Source organism: Pseudomonas sp. St386, from assembly GCF_018325865.1.
Classification (GTDB): Bacteria; Pseudomonadota; Gammaproteobacteria; order Pseudomonadales; family Pseudomonadaceae; genus Aquipseudomonas; species Aquipseudomonas brassicacearum.
In genome coordinates this window covers 6,362,341-6,384,809 of record NZ_AP021900.1, presented here as the reverse complement: position 1 = coordinate 6,384,809, position 22,469 = coordinate 6,362,341, and the positions used below count along the sequence as shown (strand labels likewise).

The 22,469-nt window shown below is 62.0% G+C and carries 19 protein-coding genes, 1 pseudogene and 1 riboswitch; of the genes and pseudogenes, 9 read left to right on the top strand and 11 right to left on the bottom strand.

The features are described from left to right. Window positions 1–107: 107 nt before the first annotated feature. Together KI235_RS28320 and KI235_RS28315 are read right to left on the bottom strand one after the other, a co-directional pair. Window positions 108–827: a 16S rRNA (uracil(1498)-N(3))-methyltransferase gene (locus KI235_RS28320; RefSeq protein WP_003206435.1), complete on the bottom strand. Its 720-nt coding sequence runs from the start codon at window positions 825–827 to the stop codon at window positions 108–110. 133 nt (window positions 828–960) lie between these two features. After that, window positions 961–2,367 carry an adenosylmethionine--8-amino-7-oxononanoate transaminase gene (locus KI235_RS28315; protein ID WP_003206433.1) on the bottom strand — a complete coding sequence of 469 codons (1,407 nt, stop codon included), beginning with the start codon at window positions 2,365–2,367 and terminating at the stop codon, window positions 961–963. A gap of 247 nt (window positions 2,368–2,614) precedes the next feature. On the opposite strand from KI235_RS28315, the gene KI235_RS28310 reads away from it, so the two are divergent. The 3 genes from KI235_RS28310 (at window position 2,615) to KI235_RS28300 (ending at window position 5,844) form a co-directional block, all read left to right on the top strand. Continuing rightward, on the top strand, window positions 2,615–4,372 hold the full coding sequence (locus tag KI235_RS28310; RefSeq protein WP_003206432.1) for a flavin monoamine oxidase family protein: 1,758 nt from the start codon (window positions 2,615–2,617) through the stop codon (window positions 4,370–4,372). A 291-nt stretch (window positions 4,373–4,663) separates the two neighbouring features. Beyond that, window positions 4,664–5,215, top strand: coding sequence for a cytochrome b (locus KI235_RS28305; protein ID WP_003206429.1), 552 nt, complete (start codon window positions 4,664–4,666; stop codon window positions 5,213–5,215). A 32-nt stretch (window positions 5,216–5,247) separates the two neighbouring features. Then, window positions 5,248–5,844 carry a YceI family protein gene (locus KI235_RS28300; RefSeq protein ID WP_003206427.1) on the top strand — a complete coding sequence of 199 codons (597 nt, stop codon included), beginning with the start codon at window positions 5,248–5,250 and terminating at the stop codon, window positions 5,842–5,844. A gap of 245 nt (window positions 5,845–6,089) precedes the next feature. On the opposite strand, the gene KI235_RS28295 is transcribed toward KI235_RS28300, so the two are convergent. The 4 genes and pseudogenes from KI235_RS28295 to ahcY all read right to left on the bottom strand — a co-directional run bounded on the left by KI235_RS28295 (window position 6,090) and on the right by ahcY (window position 11,635). Further along, on the bottom strand, window positions 6,090–7,958 hold the full coding sequence (locus KI235_RS28295; protein ID WP_003206426.1) for a DEAD/DEAH box helicase: 1,869 nt from the start codon (window positions 7,956–7,958) through the stop codon (window positions 6,090–6,092). 261 nt (window positions 7,959–8,219) lie between these two features. After that, window positions 8,220–9,001: pseudogene (locus tag KI235_RS28290) on the bottom strand (transporter substrate-binding domain-containing protein). Between the two features lie 198 nt (window positions 9,002–9,199). Next, complete coding sequence (metF, locus tag KI235_RS28285) at window positions 9,200–10,045, bottom strand: methylenetetrahydrofolate reductase [NAD(P)H] (RefSeq protein ID WP_003206422.1); 846 nt, start codon at window positions 10,043–10,045, stop codon at window positions 9,200–9,202. Window positions 10,046–10,225: 180 nt separating this feature from the next. Next, on the bottom strand, window positions 10,226–11,635 hold the full coding sequence (ahcY, locus tag KI235_RS28280; RefSeq protein ID WP_003206421.1) for an adenosylhomocysteinase: 1,410 nt from the start codon (window positions 11,633–11,635) through the stop codon (window positions 10,226–10,228). A gap of 23 nt (window positions 11,636–11,658) precedes the next feature. Next, window positions 11,659–11,766: riboswitch (S-adenosyl-L-homocysteine riboswitch) on the bottom strand. Window positions 11,767–11,958: 192 nt separating this feature from the next. Between ahcY and KI235_RS28275 the strand changes: the two genes are divergently transcribed. Next, window positions 11,959–12,360: a hotdog domain-containing protein gene (locus tag KI235_RS28275; RefSeq protein ID WP_013694449.1), complete on the top strand. Its 402-nt coding sequence runs from the start codon at window positions 11,959–11,961 to the stop codon at window positions 12,358–12,360. 189 nt (window positions 12,361–12,549) lie between these two features. Next, window positions 12,550–13,434: a formate/nitrite transporter family protein gene (locus tag KI235_RS28270; RefSeq protein WP_013694448.1), complete on the top strand. Its 885-nt coding sequence runs from the start codon at window positions 12,550–12,552 to the stop codon at window positions 13,432–13,434. Here KI235_RS28270 and KI235_RS28265 read toward each other — a convergent pair. Further along, window positions 13,385–14,554, bottom strand: coding sequence for an MFS transporter (locus KI235_RS28265; RefSeq protein ID WP_003206416.1), 1,170 nt, complete (start codon window positions 14,552–14,554; stop codon window positions 13,385–13,387). The genes KI235_RS28270 and KI235_RS28265 overlap by 50 nt on opposite strands. 300 nt (window positions 14,555–14,854) lie before the next feature. On the opposite strand from KI235_RS28265, the gene KI235_RS28260 reads away from it, so the two are divergent. Both KI235_RS28260 and KI235_RS28255 read left to right on the top strand, forming a co-directional pair. Next, a complete protein-coding gene (locus KI235_RS28260; protein WP_039013145.1) occupies window positions 14,855–15,688 on the top strand; it encodes an EamA family transporter in 834 nt (277 codons plus the stop codon). Window positions 15,689–15,739: 51 nt separating this feature from the next. Beyond that, window positions 15,740–16,123: an MAPEG family protein gene (locus KI235_RS28255; protein ID WP_013694446.1), complete on the top strand. Its 384-nt coding sequence runs from the start codon at window positions 15,740–15,742 to the stop codon at window positions 16,121–16,123. 135 nt (window positions 16,124–16,258) lie between these two features. Here the strand turns inward: KI235_RS28255 and KI235_RS28250 are convergent, their stop codons facing one another. Continuing rightward, on the bottom strand, window positions 16,259–17,446 hold the full coding sequence (locus tag KI235_RS28250) for a murein transglycosylase A (protein ID WP_003206411.1): 1,188 nt from the start codon (window positions 17,444–17,446) through the stop codon (window positions 16,259–16,261). Window positions 17,447–17,571: 125 nt separating this feature from the next. On the opposite strand from KI235_RS28250, the gene KI235_RS28245 reads away from it, so the two are divergent. Continuing rightward, complete coding sequence (locus KI235_RS28245; RefSeq protein ID WP_212795392.1) at window positions 17,572–18,021, top strand: cytochrome c; 450 nt, start codon at window positions 17,572–17,574, stop codon at window positions 18,019–18,021. 73 nt (window positions 18,022–18,094) lie between these two features. Here KI235_RS28245 and KI235_RS28240 read toward each other — a convergent pair whose 3' ends face one another. Together KI235_RS28240 and ligB are read right to left on the bottom strand one after the other, a co-directional pair. Beyond that, window positions 18,095–18,490 carry a DUF1090 domain-containing protein gene (locus tag KI235_RS28240; protein ID WP_003206407.1) on the bottom strand — a complete coding sequence of 132 codons (396 nt, stop codon included), beginning with the start codon at window positions 18,488–18,490 and terminating at the stop codon, window positions 18,095–18,097. Between the two features lie 90 nt (window positions 18,491–18,580). Further along, window positions 18,581–20,254: an NAD-dependent DNA ligase LigB gene (gene ligB / locus KI235_RS28235; RefSeq protein WP_212795391.1), complete on the bottom strand. Its 1,674-nt coding sequence runs from the start codon at window positions 20,252–20,254 to the stop codon at window positions 18,581–18,583. Window positions 20,255–20,460: 206 nt separating this feature from the next. Here ligB and KI235_RS28230 point away from each other — a divergent pair, with 206 nt between their 5' ends. Next, window positions 20,461–21,081 carry a LysE family translocator gene (locus tag KI235_RS28230; protein WP_003206403.1) on the top strand — a complete coding sequence of 207 codons (621 nt, stop codon included), beginning with the start codon at window positions 20,461–20,463 and terminating at the stop codon, window positions 21,079–21,081. Window positions 21,082–21,271: 190 nt separating this feature from the next. Here the strand turns inward: KI235_RS28230 and metK are convergent, their stop codons facing one another. Continuing rightward, window positions 21,272–22,462 carry a methionine adenosyltransferase gene (metK, locus tag KI235_RS28225; protein ID WP_013694443.1) on the bottom strand — a complete coding sequence of 397 codons (1,191 nt, stop codon included), beginning with the start codon at window positions 22,460–22,462 and terminating at the stop codon, window positions 21,272–21,274. Between the last annotated feature and the right edge of the window lie 7 nt (window positions 22,463–22,469).

Sequence of the window (22,469 nt, the reverse complement as noted above, 5' to 3'; positions counted from 1 at the left end):
GTGGGAGCGAGCGTGCTCGCGATAGCGCCGGATCAGTCAGCATCGATGTTGAATGACCCACTGCTATCGCGAGCAAGCTCGTTCCCACATGGGTTCTATATTCGACTCTAGAAATCCCCCCACAACTGCTGCGCCACTGCCAGCGCCACTACTGGCGCGGTTTCAGTGCGCAGCACGCGAGGGCCGAGGCGGGCGGCGTGGTAGCCGGCGGTCTTGGCCTGTTCGACTTCGGCGTCCGACAAACCGCCTTCAGGACCAATCAGGAACGCCAATGTCGACGGTTTGTCATGGCTGACCAGCGGCTCGGCCACCGGATGCAGCACCAGCCTCAGCTCGGCCTCGGTCTGTTTCAGCCAGTCAGCCAGCAGCAGGGGCGGGTGGATGACCGGCACGCTCGAGCGCCCGCATTGCTCGCAGGCGCTGATTGCCACCTGGCGCCAGTGCAGCAGGCGCTTGTCGGCGCGCTCGTCCTTGAGGCGCACTTCGCAGCGCTCGCTGAAAATCGGCGTGATCTCACTGACCCCCAGCTCCGTGGCTTTCTGGATCGCCCAATCCATGCGCTCGCCTCGGGACAGGCCTTGGCCGAGGTGAATGCGCAGTGGTGATTCAGGTTGTCCGGCGAACTGCTCGTCCAATTGCACCCGCACGCGTTTCTTGCCGACCTCGGCCAGGGTGCCGCGAAACTCCTGGCCCGAGCCATCGAACACCTGCACCGCATCGCCCTCGGCCATGCGCAGCACACGGCCGATGTAGTGGGCCTGGGCTTCAGGCAGTTCGTGGTCGCCGAGGCTCAGGGGCGCGTCGATGAAGAAGCGGGACAGTCTCATGTTTTGTTCTCTCGATCGTTCCCACGCTCTGCGTGGGAATGCCGCCATGGACGCTCTGCGTCCGCTGTGGATGTGACGCGGAGCGTCACGGGATGCATTCCCACGCAGAGTGTGGGAACGAGAAGTTCAGGGCTCAGCCCGGGTCGCGATAACCCGGGTGGAAGTCCTTCGGCACCGCCACGCTGACCTTGTCCCGGGTGGCGATGTCGATGCCTTCGCTGGCCACTTCGGCCAGGAAGTCGATCTGCTCCGGGGTGATGACGTACGGCGGCAGGAAATACACCACGCTGCCCAGCGGCCGCAGCAAGGCACCACGCTCCAAGGCATGCTGGAACACACTCAGGCCGCGCCGTTCCTGCCACGGATAAGCGGTTTTGCTGGCTTTGTCCTTGACCATCTCGATCGCCAGCACCATGCCGGTCTGGCGCACTTCGGCGACGTTCGGGTGGTCGGCCAGGTGCGCGGTGGCGCTCGCCATGCGTTGGGCCAGGGCCTTGTTGTTTTCGATGACGTTGTCTTCTTCGAAGATGTCCAGCGTCGCCAGGGCCGCCGCGCAGGCCAGTGGGTTGCCGGTGTAGCTGTGGGAATGCAGGAAGGCGCGCAGGGTCGGGTAGTCGTCGTAGAACGCGCTGTAGACCTCGTCGGTGGTCACGCACGCGGCCAGCGGCAGGTAACCGCCGGTCAGGGCCTTGGACAGGCAGAGGAAATCCGGCGTGATGCCGGCCTGCTCACAGGCGAACATCGTCCCGGTACGGCCAAAGCCGACGGCGATTTCGTCGTGGATCAGGTGCACGCCATAGCGGTCGCAGGCCTCGCGCAACAACTTCAGGTACACCGGATGGTACATGCGCATGCCGCCGGCGCCCTGGATCAGCGGTTCGACGATCACTGCCGCCACCGTGTCGTGGTGCTCGGCCAGGGTCTGTTCCATGGCTGCGAACATGTTGCGTGAATGTTCTTCCCAGCCCATGCCTTCGGGGCGGTGGTAGCAGTCGGGGCTCGGCACCTTGATCGTGTCCAGCAACAAGGCCTTGTAGGTTTCAGTGAACAACGGCACATCGCCCACCGACATCGCCGCGATGGTTTCGCCGTGGTAACTGTTGCTCAGGGTGACGAAGCGCTTCTTGTCCGGCCGGCCGCGATTGATCCAGTAATGGAAGCTCATCTTCATCGCCACTTCGATGCAGGACGAGCCGTTATCGGCGTAGAAGCACCGGGTCAGGCCTTCGGGCGTCATCTTCACCAGGCGCTCGGACAGCTCGATCACCGGCTGGTGACTGAAGCCGGCGAGAATCACATGCTCCAACTGATCGACCTGGTCCTTGATGCGCTGGTTGATGCGCGGGTTGGCGTGGCCGAACACGTTGACCCACCAGGAGCTGACGGCATCGAGATAGCGCTTGCCTTCGAAATCTTCCAGCCACACGCCTTCACCGCGCTTGATGGGGATCAGCGGCAGCTGTTCGTGGTCTTTCATCTGGGTGCAGGGATGCCATAGCACCGCGAGGTCGCGTTGCATCCACTGGTTATTCAGGCCCATTTACAGTCTCCTCGAGGCGGCTCGCGGCGGGCGCGGGCAAAACAATCGCGCAAGCCTATGCAATGGCGGCCCCGCGGACAACCCATTGTGTCATTCCCACTACTTTGAACGAGGCGATAGACGTCGCTGGCGGCGTTTTGATGGCTGACGTATTCTTCGCCGTTCCCTGAGCCGACTGGCTCGAAAAACCGAGAGCCGCCTGGCTCGAAAACTGAAATTTCCTACGTTTTAATCCGGAGTTCGTTGAATGTCTGCTGGTTGGCTGCGCGCCTGTGCGCTGGTGATGATAGGGCTGTTCAGCGTTTCGGCGCTGGCCAAGGACAAACAACCGACGGCCATCGTCATCGGCGGCGGCCTGGCGGGGCTCACGGCGGCCTATGAGTTGCAGAACAAAGGCTGGCTCGTGACGTTGCTGGAAGCCAAGCCGGACCTGGGCGGTCGTTCGGGCATGGCCACCAGCGAGTGGATCGGCAACGAGAAGACCCAGCCGGTGCTGAACAAGTACGTCTCCACCTTCAAGCTGAGCACCACGCCGGCGCCGGAGTTCGTGCGTACCCCCAGCTATCTGATCGACGGCACTTACTTCACCGCCGCGGACCTGGCGACCAAACAGCCGGCCACCGCCGAAGCCCTCAAGCGCTACGAAACCACCCTGGACGACCTGGCGCGCTCCATCGAAGACCCGCAGAACCCGGCGGCGACCAGCACACTGCACGCGCTGGACCAGATCACTGTGTCCAACTGGCTCGACCGTCTGCAACTGCCGGCCACGGCGCGGCAGTTGGTGAACCAGGAGATTCGCACCCGTTATGACGAACCTTCGCGTCTGTCGCTGCTGTATTTCGCCCAGCAGAATCGCGTCTATCGCGGCGTGTCCGACCGCGACCTGCGGGCCTCGCGCCTGCTCGGCGGTAGCCCGGTCCTGGCCCAGGCGTTCGTCAAGCAACTGAAAACCATCAAGACCAATTCGCCCGTGTCGGCCATCTCCCAGGACAAGGACGGGGTGACTGTCAAGGTTGGCGCCGTTGGCTATCAGGCTGACTACGTGGTGCTGGCGGTGCCGCTGCGGGCGCTGAACAAGATCCAGTTGACCCCGGCCCTGGACGCCCAGCACCAAGGCGCGATCAAGGGCACCAACTACGGCTGGCGCGACCAGATCATGCTCAAGTTCAAGACCCCGGTCTGGGACAGCAAGGCGCGCATGTCGGGTGAGATCTACAGCAATGCCGGCCTGGGCATGATGTGGATCGAACCGGCCTTGAAGGGCGGTGCCAACGTAGTCATCAACCTGTCCGGCGACAACGCCCGGGTGATGCAGGCCTTCGGCGACAAGCAGATGGTCGATCAGGTGCTGATCCGTCTGCACGCGTTTTATCCACAGGCCCGTGGCGCGTTCACCGGCTACGAAATCCGCCGCTACAGCACCGACCCGTCCATGGGCGGTGCGTACCTGGCCTTTGGCCCGGGCCAGATCAGCAAGTACTGGCGCCTGTGGGAAAAGCCATTGCAGCGCGTAGCCTTTGCCGGTGAACACACCGACACCCTGTATCCCGGCACCCTTGAAGGCGCGCTGCGCAGCGGTCAACGGGCCGCCAGCCAGGTTGAAGACCTGGCGGCGGGCAAGTCGTTCGAGCCGGCCAAGGTCGCACCAGTTGCAACGGCAGCAGCGGCGGGTGCGGTAGCGGCGAAGAAGGGCAACTTCTTCACCAACCTGTTTGGTGGCTCGGATGATGACAAGAAGCCAGAGCCGGTCAAGGCACCGGAACCGGTAGCGCCTGCTCCAGTGCCTGCACCCGCTCCTGCGCCGGCACCGGTGGAACCACCTGCACCAGCCCCGGCGAAGGTTGAGCCAGCCAAGAAAGCAGCGGCCAAACCAGCGGCGAAAAAACCAGCCGCCAAGGCTCCGGCTAAAAAAGCGCCAGTGAAGAAAGCCACTCCGGCGAAGAAACCGGCGGCCAAGCCGGCAGCGACAACACCGGCGGCGACTGAGACCAAGGCTCAGTAAGGCTTGGTGATAGAAAAAAGCGCGGCGTGTCAGCCGCGCTTTTTTTTGCCTGTAGAACCGCTATCGCGAGCAAGCTCGCTCCCGCAGGGATTGCGCTCGGCCAGTGTGGGAGCGCGCTTGCTCGCGATGAGGCCCTTCCTGATATAACGCCTTGTATCGGTTTTAATCTTTCCTTAACCCACCCCTTCCAGACTGATGATCGTATTTCTCGATATTTCAAAGCGAAATTTTCCGCTTTAAATCGATAGATAACTCGCTAGTCTTGATCGCAGTTTTTACAGGAAATGAGCAATGCAGCTACGCAACTCTTCTTCTCGCTATGGCTGGGTCAGTATCGCTGTGCACTGGGGCGTTGCGCTGGTGGTGTACGGGTTGTTCGCCCTGGGCCTGTGGATGGTTGGCCTGGATTACTACAGCACCTGGCGCAAAGACGCACCGGACCTGCACAAGAGCATTGGCCTGATGCTGCTGGCGGTCATGTTGCTGCGGGTGATCTGGCGCGTTGTCAGCCCGCCGCCACCGACCCTGCCGACCTATGGCCGCCTGACCCGCGCCGGTGCCAAGCTCGGTCATAGCGCACTGTATCTCGGGTTGTTCGCCGTGATGATTGCCGGTTACCTGATTTCCACCGCAGACGGTGTCGGGATCCCGGTGTTTGGTTTGTTTGAAGTACCCGCGCTGGTGTCCGGACTGCCCGATCAGGCAGACGTCGCTGGCCAGATTCACCTCTACCTGGCGTGGGCGTTGGTAATTTTCTCCGGCCTTCATGCGTTGGCAGCATTGAAACACCACTTTATCGACCGTGACGCGACCCTCAAGCGAATGCTGGGGCGCCAAGCCTGATGTTCAACCTCGACTCCAAAGGAATAGAAAGCATGTTGAAAAAGACGCTCGCCGCCCTGGCAATCGGTTCTGCCCTGCTGTCGGCCGGCCAGGCCATGGCTGCTGACTACGTAGTTGACAAGGAAGGCCAGCACGCCTTCGTCGACTTCAAGATCAGCCACCTGGGCTATAGCTACATTACCGGTACCTTCAAGGACATCGACGGCAAGTTCAGCTTTGACGCCGCCAAGCCTGAGGCCAGCAAGATCGAGTTCAACGTACGTACCGCCAGCGTGTTCACCAACCACGCCGAGCGCGACAAGCACATCGCCAGCAAGGACTTCCTGGACGTAGGCAAGTTTGCCGATGCCAAGTTCGTGTCCACCAGCGTCAAGTCCACCGGCAAGAACGCTGATGGCAAAGACACTGCAGACGTGACGGGTGACCTGACGCTGCACGGCGTGACCAAGCCAATCGTGGTCAAGGCCACGTTCCTGGGCGAAGGCAAGGATCCATGGGGCGGCTACCGTGCTGGCTTCGAGGGCACCACCAGCATCAAGCGTTCCGACTTCGGCAAGATGATGGACCTGGGGCCACAATCCGACGCCGTTGAGCTGTACATCTCGTTTGAAGGTGTCAAAGCGAAGTAACCTTCGCGCCTGACAAAAAACGCCTCTGGTCTTGCGATCAGGGGCGTTTTTTATTACCCGGATTCGGGCAACACGGAGAACCCTGTGGGAGCGAGCTTGCTCGCGATGGCGTCTTACCGGTCGACTTGATGTTGACTGACATACCGCTATCGCGAGCAAGCTCGCTCCCACATTTGGAATTGTGTTGGGCCAAAAAAATGCCCCAGGTCGCGAGACCTGGGGCATTTTTCAAGGCTTGGAAAAACTCAGCGATTGCGTGTCAGCAATGCCGGTTTTTCGCCCCGTGGGCGGCTTGGCAGTTGATCCAGCTGTTCAGGCGTCGGGAAGCGATCGGCTTTCGATTCCTTGTGCACGATCTTCGGCTGGTTGCTGCGCGGGTTCTGCACGGCGGGTTCCTGGCGAGGCTGGTCGTCACGGGCCGGACGGCGCGGGCGGGTGTCGTCGCGACGGGCCTGACCGTCACGCGGGGCACCGTTGCGTGGGCCGCTGCGCTTGGCCGGTGGCGTACCGGTGGACGAGCCGTTGCTGTTGCGCGGCCCATTCTGGCGACCTTGTGGCTGGCCGCTGCGCGGCGCGCCTGCAGCTGCACCCTGTGCCGGGGCACCCGGGCGGCGACCACGGCCCTGGGCCGGTTTCTGCTGTGGCACGTAGTCGACGCGGTTACCGAAGTTATCGATATCGTCGTCCAGGAACTCGTCCGGGGCACGATCGGCTGCGGCGCGTGGGGCTGGACGCTGCTGTTCACGAGCTGGCGTGCCTTCGCGAGGCTTCTGCTCGCGGGCTGGGCGTTCGCCACGGCCATTGCTATTGCTGGCCGGTTTTTCCTTGCCCTTGTCCTTGCCTTTGTCCTTGCGGCCACCGCCACCACCGCCGCCATTCGGACCGTCGCCGCGTGGGCCACGGGCATTGCGCGGATTGCGCACGTCCGGACGTTCGCGCACTTCAGGCTTCTCGGCCTCGATGGTGCTGGCATCGAAGCCCATCAGGTCGCCGTCGGCAATTTTCTGCTTGGTCATGCGCTCGATGCTTTTGAGCAGCTTTTCTTCGTCCGGTGCGACCAACGAGATCGCTTCGCCCGAACGACCGGCCCGGCCGGTACGGCCGATACGGTGCACGTAGTCTTCATCGACGTTTGGCAGCTCGAAGTTGACCACGTGAGGCAACTGGTCGATGTCCAGGCCACGGGCCGCGATGTCGGTGGCCACCAGGATGCGCACTTCGCCGGCCTTGAAGTCGGCGAGGGCCTTGGTGCGGGCGTTCTGGCTCTTGTTACCGTGGATTGCCACAGCCGGCAGGCCGTGCTTGTCCAGGTACTCGGCCAGGCGGTTGGCGCCGTGCTTGGTGCGGGTGAACACCAGGACCTGTTCCCAGGCACCGGCGGTAATCAGGTGCGCCAGCAGGGCACGCTTGTGGCTGGCCGGCAGGCGGAAAACCCGTTGCTCGATGCGCTCGACCGTGGTGTTCGGAGGCGTGACTTCGATGCGCTCCGGGTTGTGCAGCAGCTTGCCAGCCAGGTCGGTGATGTCCTTGGAGAACGTCGCCGAAAACAGCAGGTTCTGACGCTTGGCGGGCAGGCGAGCGAGGACTTTCTTCACGTCATGGACAAAGCCCATGTCGAGCATGCGGTCGGCTTCGTCCAGCACGAGGATTTCCACGTGGGACAAATCGACGCTGCCCTGGCCGGCCAGGTCCAGCAGGCGACCGGGGCAGGCAACCAGTACATCGACGCCACGGGACATGGCCTGGACCTGGGGGTTCATACCGACACCGCCAAAAATGCAGGCGCTGACGAACTTCAGGTCGCGAGCGTAGACCTTGAAGCTCTCGTGTACCTGGGCTGCCAGTTCGCGGGTTGGGGTCAGGACCAGTACGCGCGGTTGGCGCGGGCCATGACGCTGGGATTTGTCTGGGTGACCGTTGGGGAACAACCGCTCCAGGATCGGAAGGGCGAAACCGCCGGTTTTACCAGTACCTGTCTGCGCCGCGACCATCAGGTCGCGACCTTGCAACACGGCGGGAATGGCCCGCTGTTGCACCGGGGTAGGCTGGGTATAGCCGGCGGCTTCGATGGCGCCGACTAAAGCCTCGGAGAGACCGAGGGAAGCAAAGGACATGAGTAATCCTGTTTTAGTGAGGGCCTGGCCCAATGGGATAGTCTTGCCTGGCGCGAATGACGTTCAACAAGAAGACGTCATCCCGTCCGGTCCTGCCGGGCCAAGAAGGCGGATCCGGACAAGGCTCGCGCGGGCCGTAGGCGGCGCTGTAGCGGTGTCGGGATGCCTTTTGCAAGGCCGGGCGTCCGGGCGTGAGCCTGGCGGGAAGGCCGGAGTATAACAGAGCAAACGCCGTGCGCCGCTTTCCTGCTGCTCAACGGTTTATTTCAACGTTGACCCGGCCCGGGCGAGATGACCTCGGCCACTGGGCCGGCGCCGTAGCGGGCGCTCAGTTCGGCATAGGCGGGTTCGCGCTTGAAACGCTTGAGTTCGGCACTGAAGCGTTGCACCAGCAAATCCATCCCGGCGTTGCGCCGCACCGCCAGGTATTGGCTTTGACGGCTCACGACCATCGGGTTTTCGGTGATCTGGTCGCCCAACTGCATTTGTTCGAGCACATGTCGGCCCACCCTGCGGTCGGTGATGAGCAGGTCGATGCGTCCCAGCTGCAGCTTTCCGAAATTGGCTTCGTGGGTCGGCGCTGTTTCCCGGGTGAACAGGGTCGACTCACTGAAGGCCTGGCTGTAGAGATAACCGGGTGAGGTGCCGATGGTCAGGCCGCCCAGGTCATCGAGCGTGCGAAACGGATGGGGCCGGGCATTGGCGTAGAACATCACAAACTCCACGTCCGACAGCGGTTCGCTGGGGTAAAGCAGCATGGCATCGCGCTCATCGCTGTGGAAAATGTCCAGCGCACCGTCCGCCAACCCCTGCTCCAGCATCACCAGGCAGCGCTTCCACGGCAGGAACTGCCATTCCACGTCGATACCCAGGCGCTTGAACACGATGGCCGTGGTTTCGTAGTCCAGGCCCAGCATCTTGCCGTTCTCTTCGTAGACATACGGCGCCCAGGGTTCGGTGACAATGCGCAACTTCTCGGCCCGGGCAGTCATGCTCAGGCACAAGAGAAGAAGGGTGGTCAGCAGCTGGACAATGACGGGCATGGCCTGAGGTTACGACGAGAGCTCATCAAATAGCTAGAGCGCTCTGGCCTGCGCCCTGGTGGCCCGCCTCCAGTGTTCATGGATGGCTCGGCGCGCTCACCGATGCGGCGCATTGCAGGGGGCGGGCCGTTGCGATCACTGAATGAAAAAGGCCTTGGTGTTTGCCAAGGCCTTTTTTTGTGCCACCACATGCATCATTCAGCGTGGCAGCTTGAGGTTGTTCCATACCGCGAGGCTGGGTTCGGCCTGGTTAAGGGTATAGAAATGCAGCCCCGGTGCACCGCCTTGCAGCAAACGCTCACACATTTGCGTGATGACTTCCTCGCCAAAGCTTTGGATGCTGGAGGCGTCGTCGCCGTAGGCTTCCAGCTGCTTACGGATCCAGCGTGGAATTTCTGCACCGCACGCGTCGGAGAAGCGCGCCAGCTTGCTGTAGTTGGTGATCGGCATGATTCCCGGCACCACAGGAATGTCGACGCCCAACTTGCGTATGCGCTCGACGAAGTAGAAGTAACTGTCGGCGTTGAAGAAGTACTGGGTGATCGCGCTGTTGGCGCCAGCATTGGCCTTGCGCACGAAGTTGCGCAGATCGTCTTCGAAATTGCGCGCCTGGGGGTGCATTTCCGGATACGCAGCCACTTCGATGTGGAAGTGATCGCCGGTTTCTTCACGAATGAAGCTCACCAGTTCGTTGGCATGGCGCAGCTCGCCGCTGGCCATGCCCATGCCTGACGGCAGGTCGCCGCGCAGGGCAACGATGCGCTTGATGCCAGCGGCCTTGTACTGGGTCAGCAGGCTGCGCAGGTCGTCCTTGCTGTCACCCACGCAAGACAGGTGAGGAGCGGCTGGGACTTTGACTTCGCTTTCGAGCTGCAACACGGTGTTCATGGTGCGGTCACGGGTCGAACCGCCGGCGCCATAGGTGCAGGAGAAGAAGTCGGGGTTGTAGCTGGCCAGCTGACGGGCAGTGGCGATCAGTTTTTCATGCCCAGCATCGGTCTTCGTCGGGAAGAACTCGAAGCTGTAGCGACGGTCTTGGGACATGGTCATATCCTTGGAAGCTCGTAAGCCGGAGAGGCTCGCACATCCCTTGTGGGAGCGGGTTTATGTGGGAGCGAGCCTGCTCGCGATTGGCATCGCCTCGGTCCGATAGCTGGATCGAGGTGTCTGCATCGCGAGCAAGCTTTGCTCCCACAGGCCTGCCCCCAAAGGGAAGGGCGCCTATTAGTAGCGGTAAGCGTGCGGCTTGAACGGGCCTTCGACGGTGACGCCGATGTAGTCAGCCTGTTGCTTGGTCAGTTTGGTGACCACGCCGCCGAAACCGCGGACCATTTCCAGGGCCACTTCTTCGTCGAGTTTCTTGGGCAGTACTTCCACGGTCAGGCGCTCGGCTTTCTGGGCCGGCGACAGGTCGGCGTATTTCTGGCCGAACAGGAAGATCTGGGCCAGGACCTGGTTGGCGAACGAGCCGTCCATGATGCGGCTTGGGTGGCCGGTGGCGTTGCCCAGGTTAACCAGGCGGCCTTCAGCCAGCAGGATCAGGTAGTCGTCGTTCTGTGGGTCGAAGCTGCCGGTGCCAGTGCGGTGCACCTTGTGGACCTGCGGCTTCACTTCTTCCCATGCCCAGTTCTTGCGCATGAAAGCGGTGTCGATTTCATTGTCGAAGTGACCGATGTTGCAGACCACGGCGCGCTTCTTCAGGGCCTTGAGCATGTTGGCATCGCAGACGTTGACGTTGCCGGTGGTGGTCACGATCAGATCGATCTTGCCCAGCAGGGCCTTGTCGACGCTGGCTTCGGTGCCGTCGTTGATCCCGTCGATGAACGGCGAAACCAGCTCGAAACCGTCCATGCAGGCCTGCATGGCGCAGATCGGATCGACTTCGGACACCTTGACGATCATGCCTTCCTGACGCAGGGACTGGGCCGAACCCTTGCCCACGTCACCGTAGCCGATCACCAGCGCCTGCTTGCCCGATAACAGGTGGTCGGTGCCGCGCTTGATGGCGTCGTTGAGGCTGTGACGGCAGCCGTACTTGTTGTCGTTCTTGCTCTTGGTTACCGAGTCGTTGACGTTGATGGCCGGGATCTTCAGTTCGCCCTTGGCCAGCATGTCCAGCAGGCGGTGCACGCCAGTGGTGGTTTCTTCGGTCACGCCGTGGACGTTTTCCAGCACGGCTGCGTACTTCTTGTGCAGCAGTTCGGTCAGGTCGCCGCCGTCGTCGAGGATCATGTTGGTGTCCCACGGCTGGCCATCCTTGAGGATGGTCTGCTCCAGGCACCACTCGTACTCTTGCTCGGTCTCGCCTTTCCAGGCGAATACCGGGATACCGGCGGCGGCGATGGCGGCAGCGGCCTGGTCCTGGGTCGAGAAGATGTTGCAGGACGACCAGCGCACTTCGGCACCCAGGGCAACCAGGGTTTCGATCAGCACGGCGGTCTGGATGGTCATGTGGATGCAGCCGAGGATCTTCGCGCCCTTCAATGGCTGTTCGCCAGAGTACTTGCGGCGCAGGCCCATCAGGGCTGGCATTTCGGATTCGGCGATGATGATTTCGCGACGGCCCCAGGCAGCCAGGGACATGTCGGCGACTTTGTAGTCGGTAAAATCGGCAGGCGTGATAACAGCGCTCATGAAGAGCCTCCATTCGTAATGTATGCGAATGGGCGCCGTTGTGCGTTTAGTGTCCGTGCGGGGAGCCCCCGTACAAACAACGCCCCATCCGAGCCTGACAGGTCGAGCCTGCTGCAGCGCCCCTCGGACAGGTGGCGGGAACGGTCCAAAGGGTGGACCGAGGTAAAGCGGTGGCGATTATAACGGGCTAATCGGATCTTCCAAAAGGGTTTCTGTCGGCAAATCAAAAATGCCGATGACTGTCATAGGGCCCGCGACGTAGAGCCTGACCGTGCGGTCTGCCATGATGCAGCAATCCAACGGCCAGACACTCAGGAGTGATCATGAATTTCCACACCCGCAAATGGGTCAAGCCCGAAGACCTCAACCCCAACGGAACGCTGTTCGGCGGCAGCCTGTTGCGCTGGATCGACGAGGAGGCGGCGATCTACGCCATCGTCCAGCTCGGTAACCAGCGCGTGGTCACCAAGTACATCTCGGAAATCAATTTCGTCAGCGCTTCGCGCCAGGGCGACATCATCGAGCTGGGCATCACCGCCACCGAGTTTGGCCGTACTTCCATCACCCTGACCTGCGAGGTGCGCAACAAAATCACCCGCAAGAGCATCCTGACCGTGGAGAGGATGGTCTTCGTCAATCTCGGCGAAGACGGCCTGCCCGCGCCTCACGGGCGGACCGAGATCAAGTACGTCAAGGATCAGTTCAAGGATGCTGTCGTCGAGTGAGATCGACGGCGCTGCTATCGCGAGCAAGCTCGCTCCCACATTGATTTCGGTGTGTTCACGGGATTTGTGCTCACCGCCGTCTCCCTGTGGGAGCGAGCTTGCTCGCGATAGCGGTTTCAGGCTGAGGTAACTGAACAGCGCTGATCGCCACGTGTCGTAGGTACATCACGCCACCGGTTCAGGAGCTGTATGGACACCCATGAAGAAGGCAAGACCCCTGACCTTTCGGCTCAGGAGCAGCATGAAGTCGACCGCAACCAGCCGCCGCGGGCTGCGGTGCTGCACGAAATCATCCGCACCCAGGGCAACCAGGAGCTGGAGCGCAGTATCGCCGCGCTCTGGTGGTCGGCCCTGGCGGCGGGGTTGACCATGGGCCTGTCGCTGATGGCAATGGGATTGCTCAACTCCCGGCTGCCGGACCACGAAGGCTTCAAGGTGATCGCCAGTTTCGGTTACTGCGCCGGCTTTCTCGCGGTGATCCTGGCCCGCCAGCAACTGTTCACCGAAAATACCCTGACCGCCGTGCTGCCGATCATGAGCAAACCCACGCTGGGCAACTTCGGCCGGCTGTTGCGGCTCTGGGGCGTGGTGCTGGTGGGCAACCTGTGCGGCACCTTGCTGGTGGCGTATGTGATGCTGCACTTGCCGATCTTCGATCAGCGCACCGACCAGGCTTTCCTGGAGATCGGGCGCAAGGTCATGGAGAACGACACTGGCCAGATGTTCGCCAAGGGCATCATCTCCGGCTGGATGATCGCCACCATGGTCTGGATGATCCCGTCCATGGAAAGCGCCAAGATGTGGATCATCATCCTGATCACCTACCTCATGGCGCTCGGGGATTTCACTCACATCGTCGTCGGCTCGGCCGAAGTGTCGTACCTGGTGTTCGCCGGCCAGTTGTCATGGGCGGATTTCTGGATGGTGTTTGCCGGGCCGACGTTGGCGGGGAATATCATCGGCGGCAGTTTCATCTTTGCGCTGATCAGCCACGCACAGGTGCGCAGCGAGACCAATACGCCCCTCAGTCGGCAAGGCCTGCCGCAGCGCCGAGATGACGCTGGCGATAAATAAAATATAGCGCGGCCAGTACGGTTAGCCCGCCCATCAGGGCCCCGGTCCACGGCAAGTCCGCCAGGTCGGCACCACTGGCGACGACCAACCCACCAATCCATGCTCCCGCCGCGTTGCCGAGGTTGAAGGCACTCTGGTTCAGGGTCGAGCCGAGGTTCGGCGCCTCAAAGGCCTGGTCGATGATCAGCAGTTGCAGGATCGGGCACAGGGCGAAGGCGAAGATCCCCCACAGCACCAGGGTGATCGCCGCCGGAATCACCGATTGGCTGGTCTGGCTGAACGCGGCCAACACCAGCACCACGGCCAGGGCCATGGCCACCAGTGAAGGCAGCAGGCGCCGGTCCGCCAGACGCCCGCCGAGGAAGCTACCCGCTGTCAGGCCGACACCGAACAACAGCAACATGATGGTGATGCCGTGTGGGCTGACACCGGTGATGTCCTGCAGGATCGGCGCGATGTAGGTGAACACGCTGAACAAACTGGTGGAGGCCAGCACGCTCATGCCCAGGGCGAGCAACACGTTGACCTTGCCCAGCACCTTGAACTCGCTGGCCAGGTTGGCTTTGTCCATGGGGATTTCCCTGGGCAGCCAGACCCATTGGGCGATGGCGGCGATCACGCCGATCACCGATACCGCCCAGAACGTCGAACGCCAACCGGCGTATTGCCCCAAAGCCGTGCCCAACGGCACGCCCAGCACGTTAGCCAGGGTCAGGCCGGTGAACATCATGGCAATTGCCTGGGCCCGTTTGTTCGGCGCCACCAGCCCGGCCGCCACTACCGAACCGATACCAAAGAACGCTCCGTGGCACAGCGCAGTAATGACCCGGGCGGCCATCAGCGTGGCGTAGTTCGGCGCCAGGGCGCAGAGCACGTTGCCGAGGATGAACATCAGGGTCATGCCCAGCAGCGTGGCCTTGCGTGGCATGTTGGCGGTGCCAATCGCCAGGATCGGCGCGCCGAACACCACGCCCAGGGCGTAGCCCGTAATCAGTAGTCCGGCCTGGGGAATGCTCACGGCCAAGTCCCGGGCGACATCGGGCAACAGGCCCATGATGACGAATTCAGTCGTGCCGATGCCGAAAGCGGCGACGGCCAAAGCAAGCAAGGCGAGTGGCATGCGCAAGGTCTCTGTCTGTAGTCTTGACGCTCTGATCAGGCATACGCATGCCGGCGCCCCCATTCGAATGAGCGGGGCAACAGCGAGATTATTGGAATAGGTGTATGCGCAACTGAGTGCGGCGTGGTCGGCTTGCAGTATAAACGATAGCGAATCAATTCATGAGCCCGATGATCGTAGGAGCTGTCGAGTGCAACGAGGCTGCGATCTTTCCACTGACAATTGAGTCTGAAGTGAAAGATCAAAAGATCGCTGCCTTCGGCAGCTCCTACGGGCGGGGGACAAGACAAGGAGCGTGCCGTGCTTGCAACGGCCTTGGTGTTGGTCGCGGCGCTGTTGCATGCGGCGTGGAATACGCTGATCAAGTTCAGTGGCGAGCGTTTGCTGGTGGTGGCGTGCATGGACAGCGTCGCCTTGCTGTTCGTCGCGTTGGCACTGGGTTTCGTGGCCTTGCCGCCGTTGGAGATCTGGCCGTGGATCCTGGCGTCGGCGGCGTTCGAGCTGCTCTACCGCTATTTGCTGATCCAGGCTTATCGGGTCGGTGACCTGGGGCTGGTCTATCCGCTGATGCGCGGCCTGTCGCCGCTGGTGGTGCTGGCCCTGACATTTATGTTCGCTGGTGAAACCCTGGCGACCCAGCAGGTCATCGGCATTTTGCTGATCCCGTTCGGCATGCTTTGCCTGTTGTGGCAGGGCGGTGGTGGCGAGCGGCTGCCCTGGTCGATGCTGCCGGTGGTGGCGCTGATCGGCCTGTGCATCGGTTGCTACACCTTTATCGACGGTCACGCTTTGCGGCGCTGGTCCCATCCGCTGGATTACCTGGTCTGGGTCACGCTGTTCAGTGCCTGGCCGTTCCCGTTGCTGGCGCTGGTGAGCAAGCGGCCGGCCTTCATGCGGTTCTGGCGTGAGCAGTGGCGGTTGGGGTTGGCAGTCGGATTCTGCGTATTGTTCAGCTACGCTCTGGTGCTGTGGGCCATGCAACTGGGCTCGATCGCCGAAGCGGCGGCGCTGCGGGAGATCAGCGTGATCCTGGTGGTGCTGTTCAGCATGCGTTACTTGAAAGAACCTTTCGGCTTGCCGCGGCTCTTAGCCTGCGGGCTGGTGTTGGTTGGCATGCTGGTGATGAAGTCCTGACCGGCGCTGGACTTGCGATATTCTATAAAACTCAAAGAAGGAACTGCGTCAATGACGGTTGCCCTGTGGTGTATTTTGATTGCCTTTCTCCTGCCTTACCTGTGTGTCGCCATTGCCAAGATCGGTGGACGATACAGGCTGGCAGATAACCACGACCCTCGGGACTTTCTGGACTCACTCGAAGGTGCGCCTCGGCGGGCATACGCCGCGCAACTGAACAGCTTTGAAATCAGCCCTTTTTTTGCCGCCGCCGTGATTGTCGCGCACCTGGCCGGCAATGCCGAGCTGGTGACCATCAATGTGCTGGCAGTGCTGTTCATCACCAGTCGCCTGCTCTACATCATTTGCTACCTGGCTGACTGGGCGATTCTACGTTCGCTGATGTGGTTCGTGGGGGTGGGGTTGGTCTTGAGTTTCTTCTTCGTTTCGGTCTGAGCCTGATTTCGGATTTTTGGCGTTTTGGCTGGCCTCTTCGCGAGCAAGCTCGCTCCGACAGTTAATCTCGGTGAATACATATTTTGTGTACACAACCGATCCAATGTGGGAGCGAGCTTGCTCGCGATCGGGGCCCTAGGGATTGGCGGTCACCGCATTCGCCACCTGCGGCACTTGCGGCAACGCCATGCCCTTGGGCCAGAGCATCCAGATCTGGCCCTGTTGCTTCATGTCCCCGGCCAGTTGTCCGGCCGCCTCGCCCGTGCCCCAGAACAGGTCCGCCCGCACTTCGCCGGCAATTGCACCGCCAGTGTCCTGGGCGGCGACGGGCCGGTTCAAGGTGCTGCCGTCGGGGCGCGTGGTGGATAGCCACAGCAGGCTGCCCAGCGGAATCACCTTGCGGTCCACCGCCACACTGTAGCCGGCTGTCAGCGGTACATTCAGCGAGCCTCGCGGGCCTTCGTTGCTGTCGGGGTTACGGTTGAAGAACACGTAGCTGGGGTTGCTGCCCAGCAATTCGGGAATACGGTTCGGGTTGGCCTTGGCCCAGGCACTGATGGCGCCCATGGTCACGTCTTCTTTCTTCAGCTCGCCCTGTTCAACCAGCCAGCGCCCGATGGGGCGGTAAGGATGGCCGTTCTGGTCGGCATAACCGATGCGCAGTTGGCGGCCATCGGCGAGTCGAATGCGTCCCGAACCCTGGATTTGCAGGAATTGCAGGTTCATGGGGTCGGTCAGCCAGGCGATGACCGGCGCCTTTACTCCGTTGGTTTCGATGGTGGCCGCGTCGTCGTATGGCTTGAGCACGCGGCCTTCGAGGCGGCCACGCAGGCGTTTGCCCTTGAGTTCAGGGTAAATGCTGTCCAGCGACACAATGATCATGTCCTCCGGCACACCGTAGACCGGGATATTCGCCGTAGCGGTCTGGGTGAGGCTGCCGGGGTAGACCGGCTCGTAGTAGCCGGTAATCAGGCCGTTGGGGCTGTTGTCTCCCGAGCGCAGGCCATAGACGTCCAGGTTCTGTTTCAGGAAATTGCGTACATCCTGTGGGGTTTGCGGCACATTGGCCGCTGCCGCGCAGGTCGGGCCCCAGGTCGCATCGGCCTTGAGTCGGGTGCAGGCACTGCGCCAGGAGCCGAAACCGGCCAGCAGGTCTGCATCGGACACCGACGGCAACGCCTCCCACGGTGCGCTGACATAGGTGGCGAGGGCGTGGGTCTGAGGTTCTTCGACCTTTTCGCCGCGATTACAACCGGCCAACAGTGCGATCAGCGGTAGGGTCAATGCCAGGCCTTTGTGCCAGGTCTTGATGCGGCTGTTCATGAAGATTTCCTTTGCAGTCATTCGAACGCTGTCAGGCGCTCGAACAACCCGTATTGTTGATAGGGCCATTGGTCTTTACCGATGACCCGAGGATACTAACTGCCGTTTCCTGCCCCGAGGCCAAGATGTTTGTAAAACGATTTTCCATGGCCGTACTGGCCTGCCTGATGTTATCCGCCTGTGGCGGCGTCGATCCCAATTCTCCCCTTGGCCAGCGCAAGGCGATCTTCAAGCAGATGCTCAAGACCAACGAAGAGTTGGGCGGCATGTTGCGTGGACGAGTCCCGTTCGATGGCCCACGATTTGCCGAAGGCGCGGCGCAACTGGATCAACTCTCCCATGAGCCGTGGAAGCACTTCCCGCAAGTGCGCGAGCAAGACCACACCAGCGCCCGGGATGAGGTCTGGCAAAAGCAGGCGCGTTTCCAGGAAATGGCCCGCAACCTTGAAGCCGCCACCGGTGAGTTGGTGACCGCCAGCAACGTCCAACCCTACAAGGCCAGTTACTTGGGGTCGGCGGTGCAAAAGGTCGAGGATGCGTGCAGTGCCTGTCATAAGGAGTTTCGGGATCATTGACATATCTTGAAAGATCGCAGGCTCCTACAGGGGATCGCATTCATCCTGCAGGAGCCTGCGATCTTTTCAATGTTCACTTGTCCAGCTCGTCCACCGCTTCCTGCAGTTCCTTGCGGGAGGTTGCCAGCTTGTCCTTGCGTTTGTTGATCCGCTCGGCGTCGCCTTTTTTCATGGCCTTTTCCAGGTCGGCCTGACGCCGGCTGACCTCGTGCTTGGCATCGAGCACCTTGTTTTCACGCTCCTTGCGCAAGGACGCATCGGTGCAATGGCTGGTGACTTCGTCCAACGCGGTTTCCAGGCCTGCCTGCTGGTCCTGGTTGCCACGGGACTTGGCCAGTTCGATCTGGTTGATGATGCCCTGGCGCTTGGCCGCGCAACCGGTGAGCTCCGGGGCTTGCTCGTCCGCCATCAAGGGGGCGGCCATGGCACTGCATAAGACCAGCAGGGCAACGGGGGACAGGAAATTCATAGCAACTCCGTAAAAAATCGCGAGCGGTCGGTACAGATGCGCTGTTGGAACGCATGCTTGCCCCTTGGGTTCAACCGCACAGGGCCCGGATTAAAAACCGTCGACCCCGGCAGTGCGTAATACGTCACTCAAGGCCAGCACCTGCGGGTCGCGAAAAAATGCGCTCAGTTGCGCGGCGCGTCCCGGTCCGATGCCGGCCTCGGCTTGCCATTGTTCGGTGCTGCGCTCGGCCAGCGCCTGCCACGGCCCCTCCAGCCGGGCCTCACCAGCGGGCGGCAGGCCCAGGGCCTTGAGCCATTGCTCGAACGGGCGTTGTCGGGCGCTGTGCAGGCTGGCGAGCAGGCGGGTGCTGCTGTGTTCGCCGAAGCCGGCAATGTTAGCAAGCTCGGCGGCATCGAGGGTCATCCAATCCAGCAATCCGTCGAGTCGTCCGGCGGCCAGCAGCTTTTCCCAGGTGCCGGGGCCGACGTGGGGCAGGGCAAGCCCTTGTTTGCCGCTGAGCCAGCCCAGTCGCGCGAGGAACTGGCTTTCACAGCCGGGTGTCGGTTGCCAGCAACTCAAGAAGTGATGATCGGTTTCCGCAGGGACGTTGAGGTTCTGCCGCTCGACGCTGCGCAGCACGACGCTGTCGAGCCGTGGGATGGTCAGCCCGGCCAGGCTGATAGCGACACGGTCGCCGGGGCGAATGTCCATCTCTTCCCAACGCTTGAGGGAACTGACACTTACCCGGCGAATCCACCGGTCGTCGAGTCGGATGCGTTCAAGCTCCAGTACGGGGGTGATGCGTCCGGTGCGACCGACCTTGAAGTGCACCTTGCGCACTTCGGCCAGCGCCTGGGCATACGGGTATTTCCAGGCCACGCTCCAGAACGGCGCCCTGGCCTGCCAGCGGTCGGCGGGTGGGCGGCGGCTCTGGTGCAGGACGATTCCGTCGCTGGCGAATGGCAGCGGCGTGCGGTACCAGTGATCGCGCCACTGCTCGGCATCGGCCAATGTCCGCACAGGTTGGTTGTAGTCGAGGGTGTCAGCGAAGCCCAAGGCGTTCAGCGCGGCCATTCGCTCGGGCAGGGTGTCCGGCCCTTCCGGCCAGTCCCAGACAAACAGGTCGATATACACCCCATCGTGTACCGTCAAATTGCTGCGTGCCATCAAGCCTGCCATGGTCCCGCGGGCCTTCACGCTGCCGCTGCTGGCTTGGACATGGGCCTCCAGGCGCCAGTACAACTCGCCCTGGACGACCAGGTCTACGGACTGGTGCAGTCGCTGGGGGATGGCGCCGATCTTGCGCGCATTCGTGGTCCAGTCATGTCCTTGGACGCCATCGCCACGGCTGATTGCCTGATGCAGGCGACCCTTGCGATAGACCAGGGTTACCGCCACACCGTCGACTTTCGGCTGGGCCCAGACGTCCTCCCGACCGCGCAGCCAGGCCCCCACGGCGTCGGCGTCCTTCAGCTTTTCCAGGCCGGTATGGACCACGGGGTGCGGAACCTTTCCGCCCGTTGAGCGCAGCGGATCGTCGGGTGCCGCGAGGTTGAAGCAGCGGCGCCATTGGCCCAACTGTGCGCGGGACTGGTCATACAGTTCGTCGGCCACCGGCGATTGACCGAGGCGGTGATAGCCGTCGTCCCAGGTGTCGATTTGCTGTTGCAGCGCGGCGATCTCGGCCCGGGCGCGTTCAGTGGGCCAGTCGGGACAGGGCGCGGCGAGCGCAGGAATGGCAATGAAGACAAGACAGGCGAGTGCATACAAAAACGGTGGCATCGAAGCATCCTTGCTTGGTTGAGTACTGAAGGCTAGCCACCGTCCCGGAAGTTGCGAGGCCCGGAGCGTTACCGGATTTTGCGGGGCCTGGTGGCAAAATCGCGGCGGTACAGTGCGAGGCGATTTAGCCGTGCAACTGTGTCTTGCCCTCATCAACGGCCGGCGCAGAATGGGCTTTCGATTCGCCGCTGCCTGGAATGCTCCCGATGGAACTGTCGACGCTCGCTGTTTTCATCCCGGCCTGCTTTGCGCTGAACATGGCGCCGGGGCCGAACAACCTGCTATCCATCAGTAACGCCTCGCGTTATGGCTTCGTCCGGGCGTGCAGTGGCGGCATTGGTCGATTGCTGGCGTTTGCGATCATGATCGCCCTGGCAGCGGTGGGGCTCACCGCCGTGCTGCACACCTCGGAGTTGCTGTTCCTGGGGATCAAGCTCGTCGGTGCCGGCTACCTGTTCTATTTGGCCGTGCAATTGTGGCGGGCCCAGCCTGAGGCCGGCAGTGAAGCCGCGGTCGCGTCGATGAGCCGGGCCGGCCTGGCGCGTCAGGAGTTCCTGGTGGCGATCGGCAATCCGAAGGCGATCCTGTTGTTTACCGCGTTCCTGCCGCAATTTGTCGACCGTACAGGCACCGTCACCCAACAATTTGCCGTGCTGGGAGGTTTGTTCCTGGCACTGGAGTGCATCGCCATCGGCCTGTATTGCTACATGGGCATTTACGCGCGACGGCTGTTCGCCCGGCCTAGTGGCAAGCGCCTGTTCAATCGGATGTGTGCGGGACTGCTGGCCAGTGCGGCTTCGTTTTTGCTGGTGGCGCGGCGGACTTGAGCGCCATGACGAGGGGATTTTGTGGGAGCAAGGCTTGCCCGCGATACAGGCACCTCGTTACCGCAGGGACCGCGTTGTCCTCATCGCGGGCAAGCCTTGCTCCCACAGATAAATTCTCTCGCCTCAAGAGCCTGGCATGAAAAAGCCCCTGGCGACCCGGTCGCCAGGGGCTTTTCTTTACACGCGGGTATTACAGGCCGGCAGCGGCGCGCAGGGAGTCGGCGCGGTCGGTTTTTTCCCAGGTGAACGTGGTGAAGGTATCGTCACCCACGGTCTTGGTCTGCGGCGTACGACCGAAGTGGCCATAGGCTGCAGTGTCCTGGTACATCGGGTGCAGCAGGTCGAGCATGGTAGTGATGGCGTACGGACGCAGGTCGAACACTTCACGGACCAGGTTGATGATCTTGTCATCGCCGATCTTGCCGGTGCCGAAGGTATTCAGCGAGATCGACGTAGGCTGGGCCACGCCAATGGCGTAGGAAACCTGGATCTCGCAGCGCTCGGCCAGGCCGGCGGCGACGATGTTCTTGGCGACATAACGGCCGGCGTAGGCCGCCGAACGGTCAACCTTCGATGGGTCCTTGCCGGAGAACGCGCCGCCGCCGTGACGAGCCATGCCGCCGTAGCTGTCGACGATGATCTTGCGACCGGTCAGGCCGCAGTCGCCCACCGGGCCGCCGATGATGAATTGGCCAGTCGGGTTGATGTGAAACTGGGTGTCCTTGGACAGCAGCTCGGCAGGCAGCACGTGCTTGACGATCAGTTCCATCACGCCTTCGCGCAGGTCTTTGTAGGACACTTCTGGGTTGTGCTGGGTCGACAGGACAACGGCATCGATACCCACCACCTTGCCGCCTTCGTAACGGCAGGTCACCTGGGACTTGGCGTCCGGGCGCAGCCAAGGCAGCAGTCCGGATTTACGGGCCTCGGCCTGGCGTTGAACCAACTGGTGCGAGAAGGTGATCGGGGCCGGCATCAGCACGTCGGTCTCGTTGCTGGCGTAGCCGAACATCAGGCCCTGGTCGCCGGCACCCTGGTCTTCAGGCTTGGCCCGATCAACGCCTTGGTTGATGTCGGGGGACTGCTTGCCAATGATGTTCATCACGCCACAGGTCGCGCCGTCGAAGCCGACGTCGGAGCTGTTGTAGCCAATGCCCAGGATCACGTCGCGGACGATCTGCTCCAGGTCGACCCAGGCCGACGTGGTGACTTCGCCGGCGATGATCGCCACGCCCGTTTTCACCAGAGTCTCGCACGCCACGCGGGCGAACTTGTCTTCAGCAATGATGGCGTCCAGCACCGCATCAGAAATCTGGTCGGCGATTTTGTCCGGATGCCCTTCAGACACGGACTCGGAGGTGAAAAGGGAGTATTCGCTCATCTCGATG

Bases quoted from the DNA above. Each gene is read 5' to 3' on its own strand.
- KI235_RS28270 (WP_013694448.1), top strand. From the start codon at position 12,550: ATGGACACCCATGAAGAAGGCAAGACCCCTGACCTTTCGGCTCAGGAG.
- metK (WP_013694443.1), bottom strand. From the start codon at position 22,462: ATGAGCGAATACTCCCTTTTCACCTCCGAGTCCGTGTCTGAAGGGCAT.
- KI235_RS28245 (WP_212795392.1), top strand. From the start codon at position 17,572: ATGTTTGTAAAACGATTTTCCATGGCCGTACTGGCCTGCCTGATGTTA.
- ligB (WP_212795391.1), bottom strand. From the start codon at position 20,254: ATGCCACCGTTTTTGTATGCACTCGCCTGTCTTGTCTTCATTGCCATT.
- metF (WP_003206422.1), bottom strand. From the start codon at position 10,045: ATGTCCCAAGACCGTCGCTACAGCTTCGAGTTCTTCCCGACGAAGACC.
- KI235_RS28250 (WP_003206411.1), bottom strand. From the start codon at position 17,446: ATGAACAGCCGCATCAAGACCTGGCACAAAGGCCTGGCATTGACCCTA.
- KI235_RS28320 (WP_003206435.1), bottom strand. From the start codon at position 827: ATGAGACTGTCCCGCTTCTTCATCGACGCGCCCCTGAGCCTCGGCGAC.
- KI235_RS28255 (WP_013694446.1), top strand. From the start codon at position 15,740: ATGACGGTTGCCCTGTGGTGTATTTTGATTGCCTTTCTCCTGCCTTAC.
- KI235_RS28295 (WP_003206426.1), bottom strand. From the start codon at position 7,958: ATGTCCTTTGCTTCCCTCGGTCTCTCCGAGGCTTTAGTCGGCGCCATC.
- KI235_RS28300 (WP_003206427.1), top strand. From the start codon at position 5,248: ATGTTGAAAAAGACGCTCGCCGCCCTGGCAATCGGTTCTGCCCTGCTG.
- KI235_RS28240 (WP_003206407.1), bottom strand. From the start codon at position 18,490: ATGAATTTCCTGTCCCCCGTTGCCCTGCTGGTCTTATGCAGTGCCATG.
- KI235_RS28305 (WP_003206429.1), top strand. From the start codon at position 4,664: ATGCAGCTACGCAACTCTTCTTCTCGCTATGGCTGGGTCAGTATCGCT.
- KI235_RS28265 (WP_003206416.1), bottom strand. From the start codon at position 14,554: ATGCCACTCGCCTTGCTTGCTTTGGCCGTCGCCGCTTTCGGCATCGGC.
- KI235_RS28275 (WP_013694449.1), top strand. From the start codon at position 11,959: ATGAATTTCCACACCCGCAAATGGGTCAAGCCCGAAGACCTCAACCCC.
- ahcY (WP_003206421.1), bottom strand. From the start codon at position 11,635: ATGAGCGCTGTTATCACGCCTGCCGATTTTACCGACTACAAAGTCGCC.
- KI235_RS28230 (WP_003206403.1), top strand. From the start codon at position 20,461: ATGGAACTGTCGACGCTCGCTGTTTTCATCCCGGCCTGCTTTGCGCTG.
- KI235_RS28315 (WP_003206433.1), bottom strand. From the start codon at position 2,367: ATGGGCCTGAATAACCAGTGGATGCAACGCGACCTCGCGGTGCTATGG.
- KI235_RS28310 (WP_003206432.1), top strand. From the start codon at position 2,615: ATGTCTGCTGGTTGGCTGCGCGCCTGTGCGCTGGTGATGATAGGGCTG.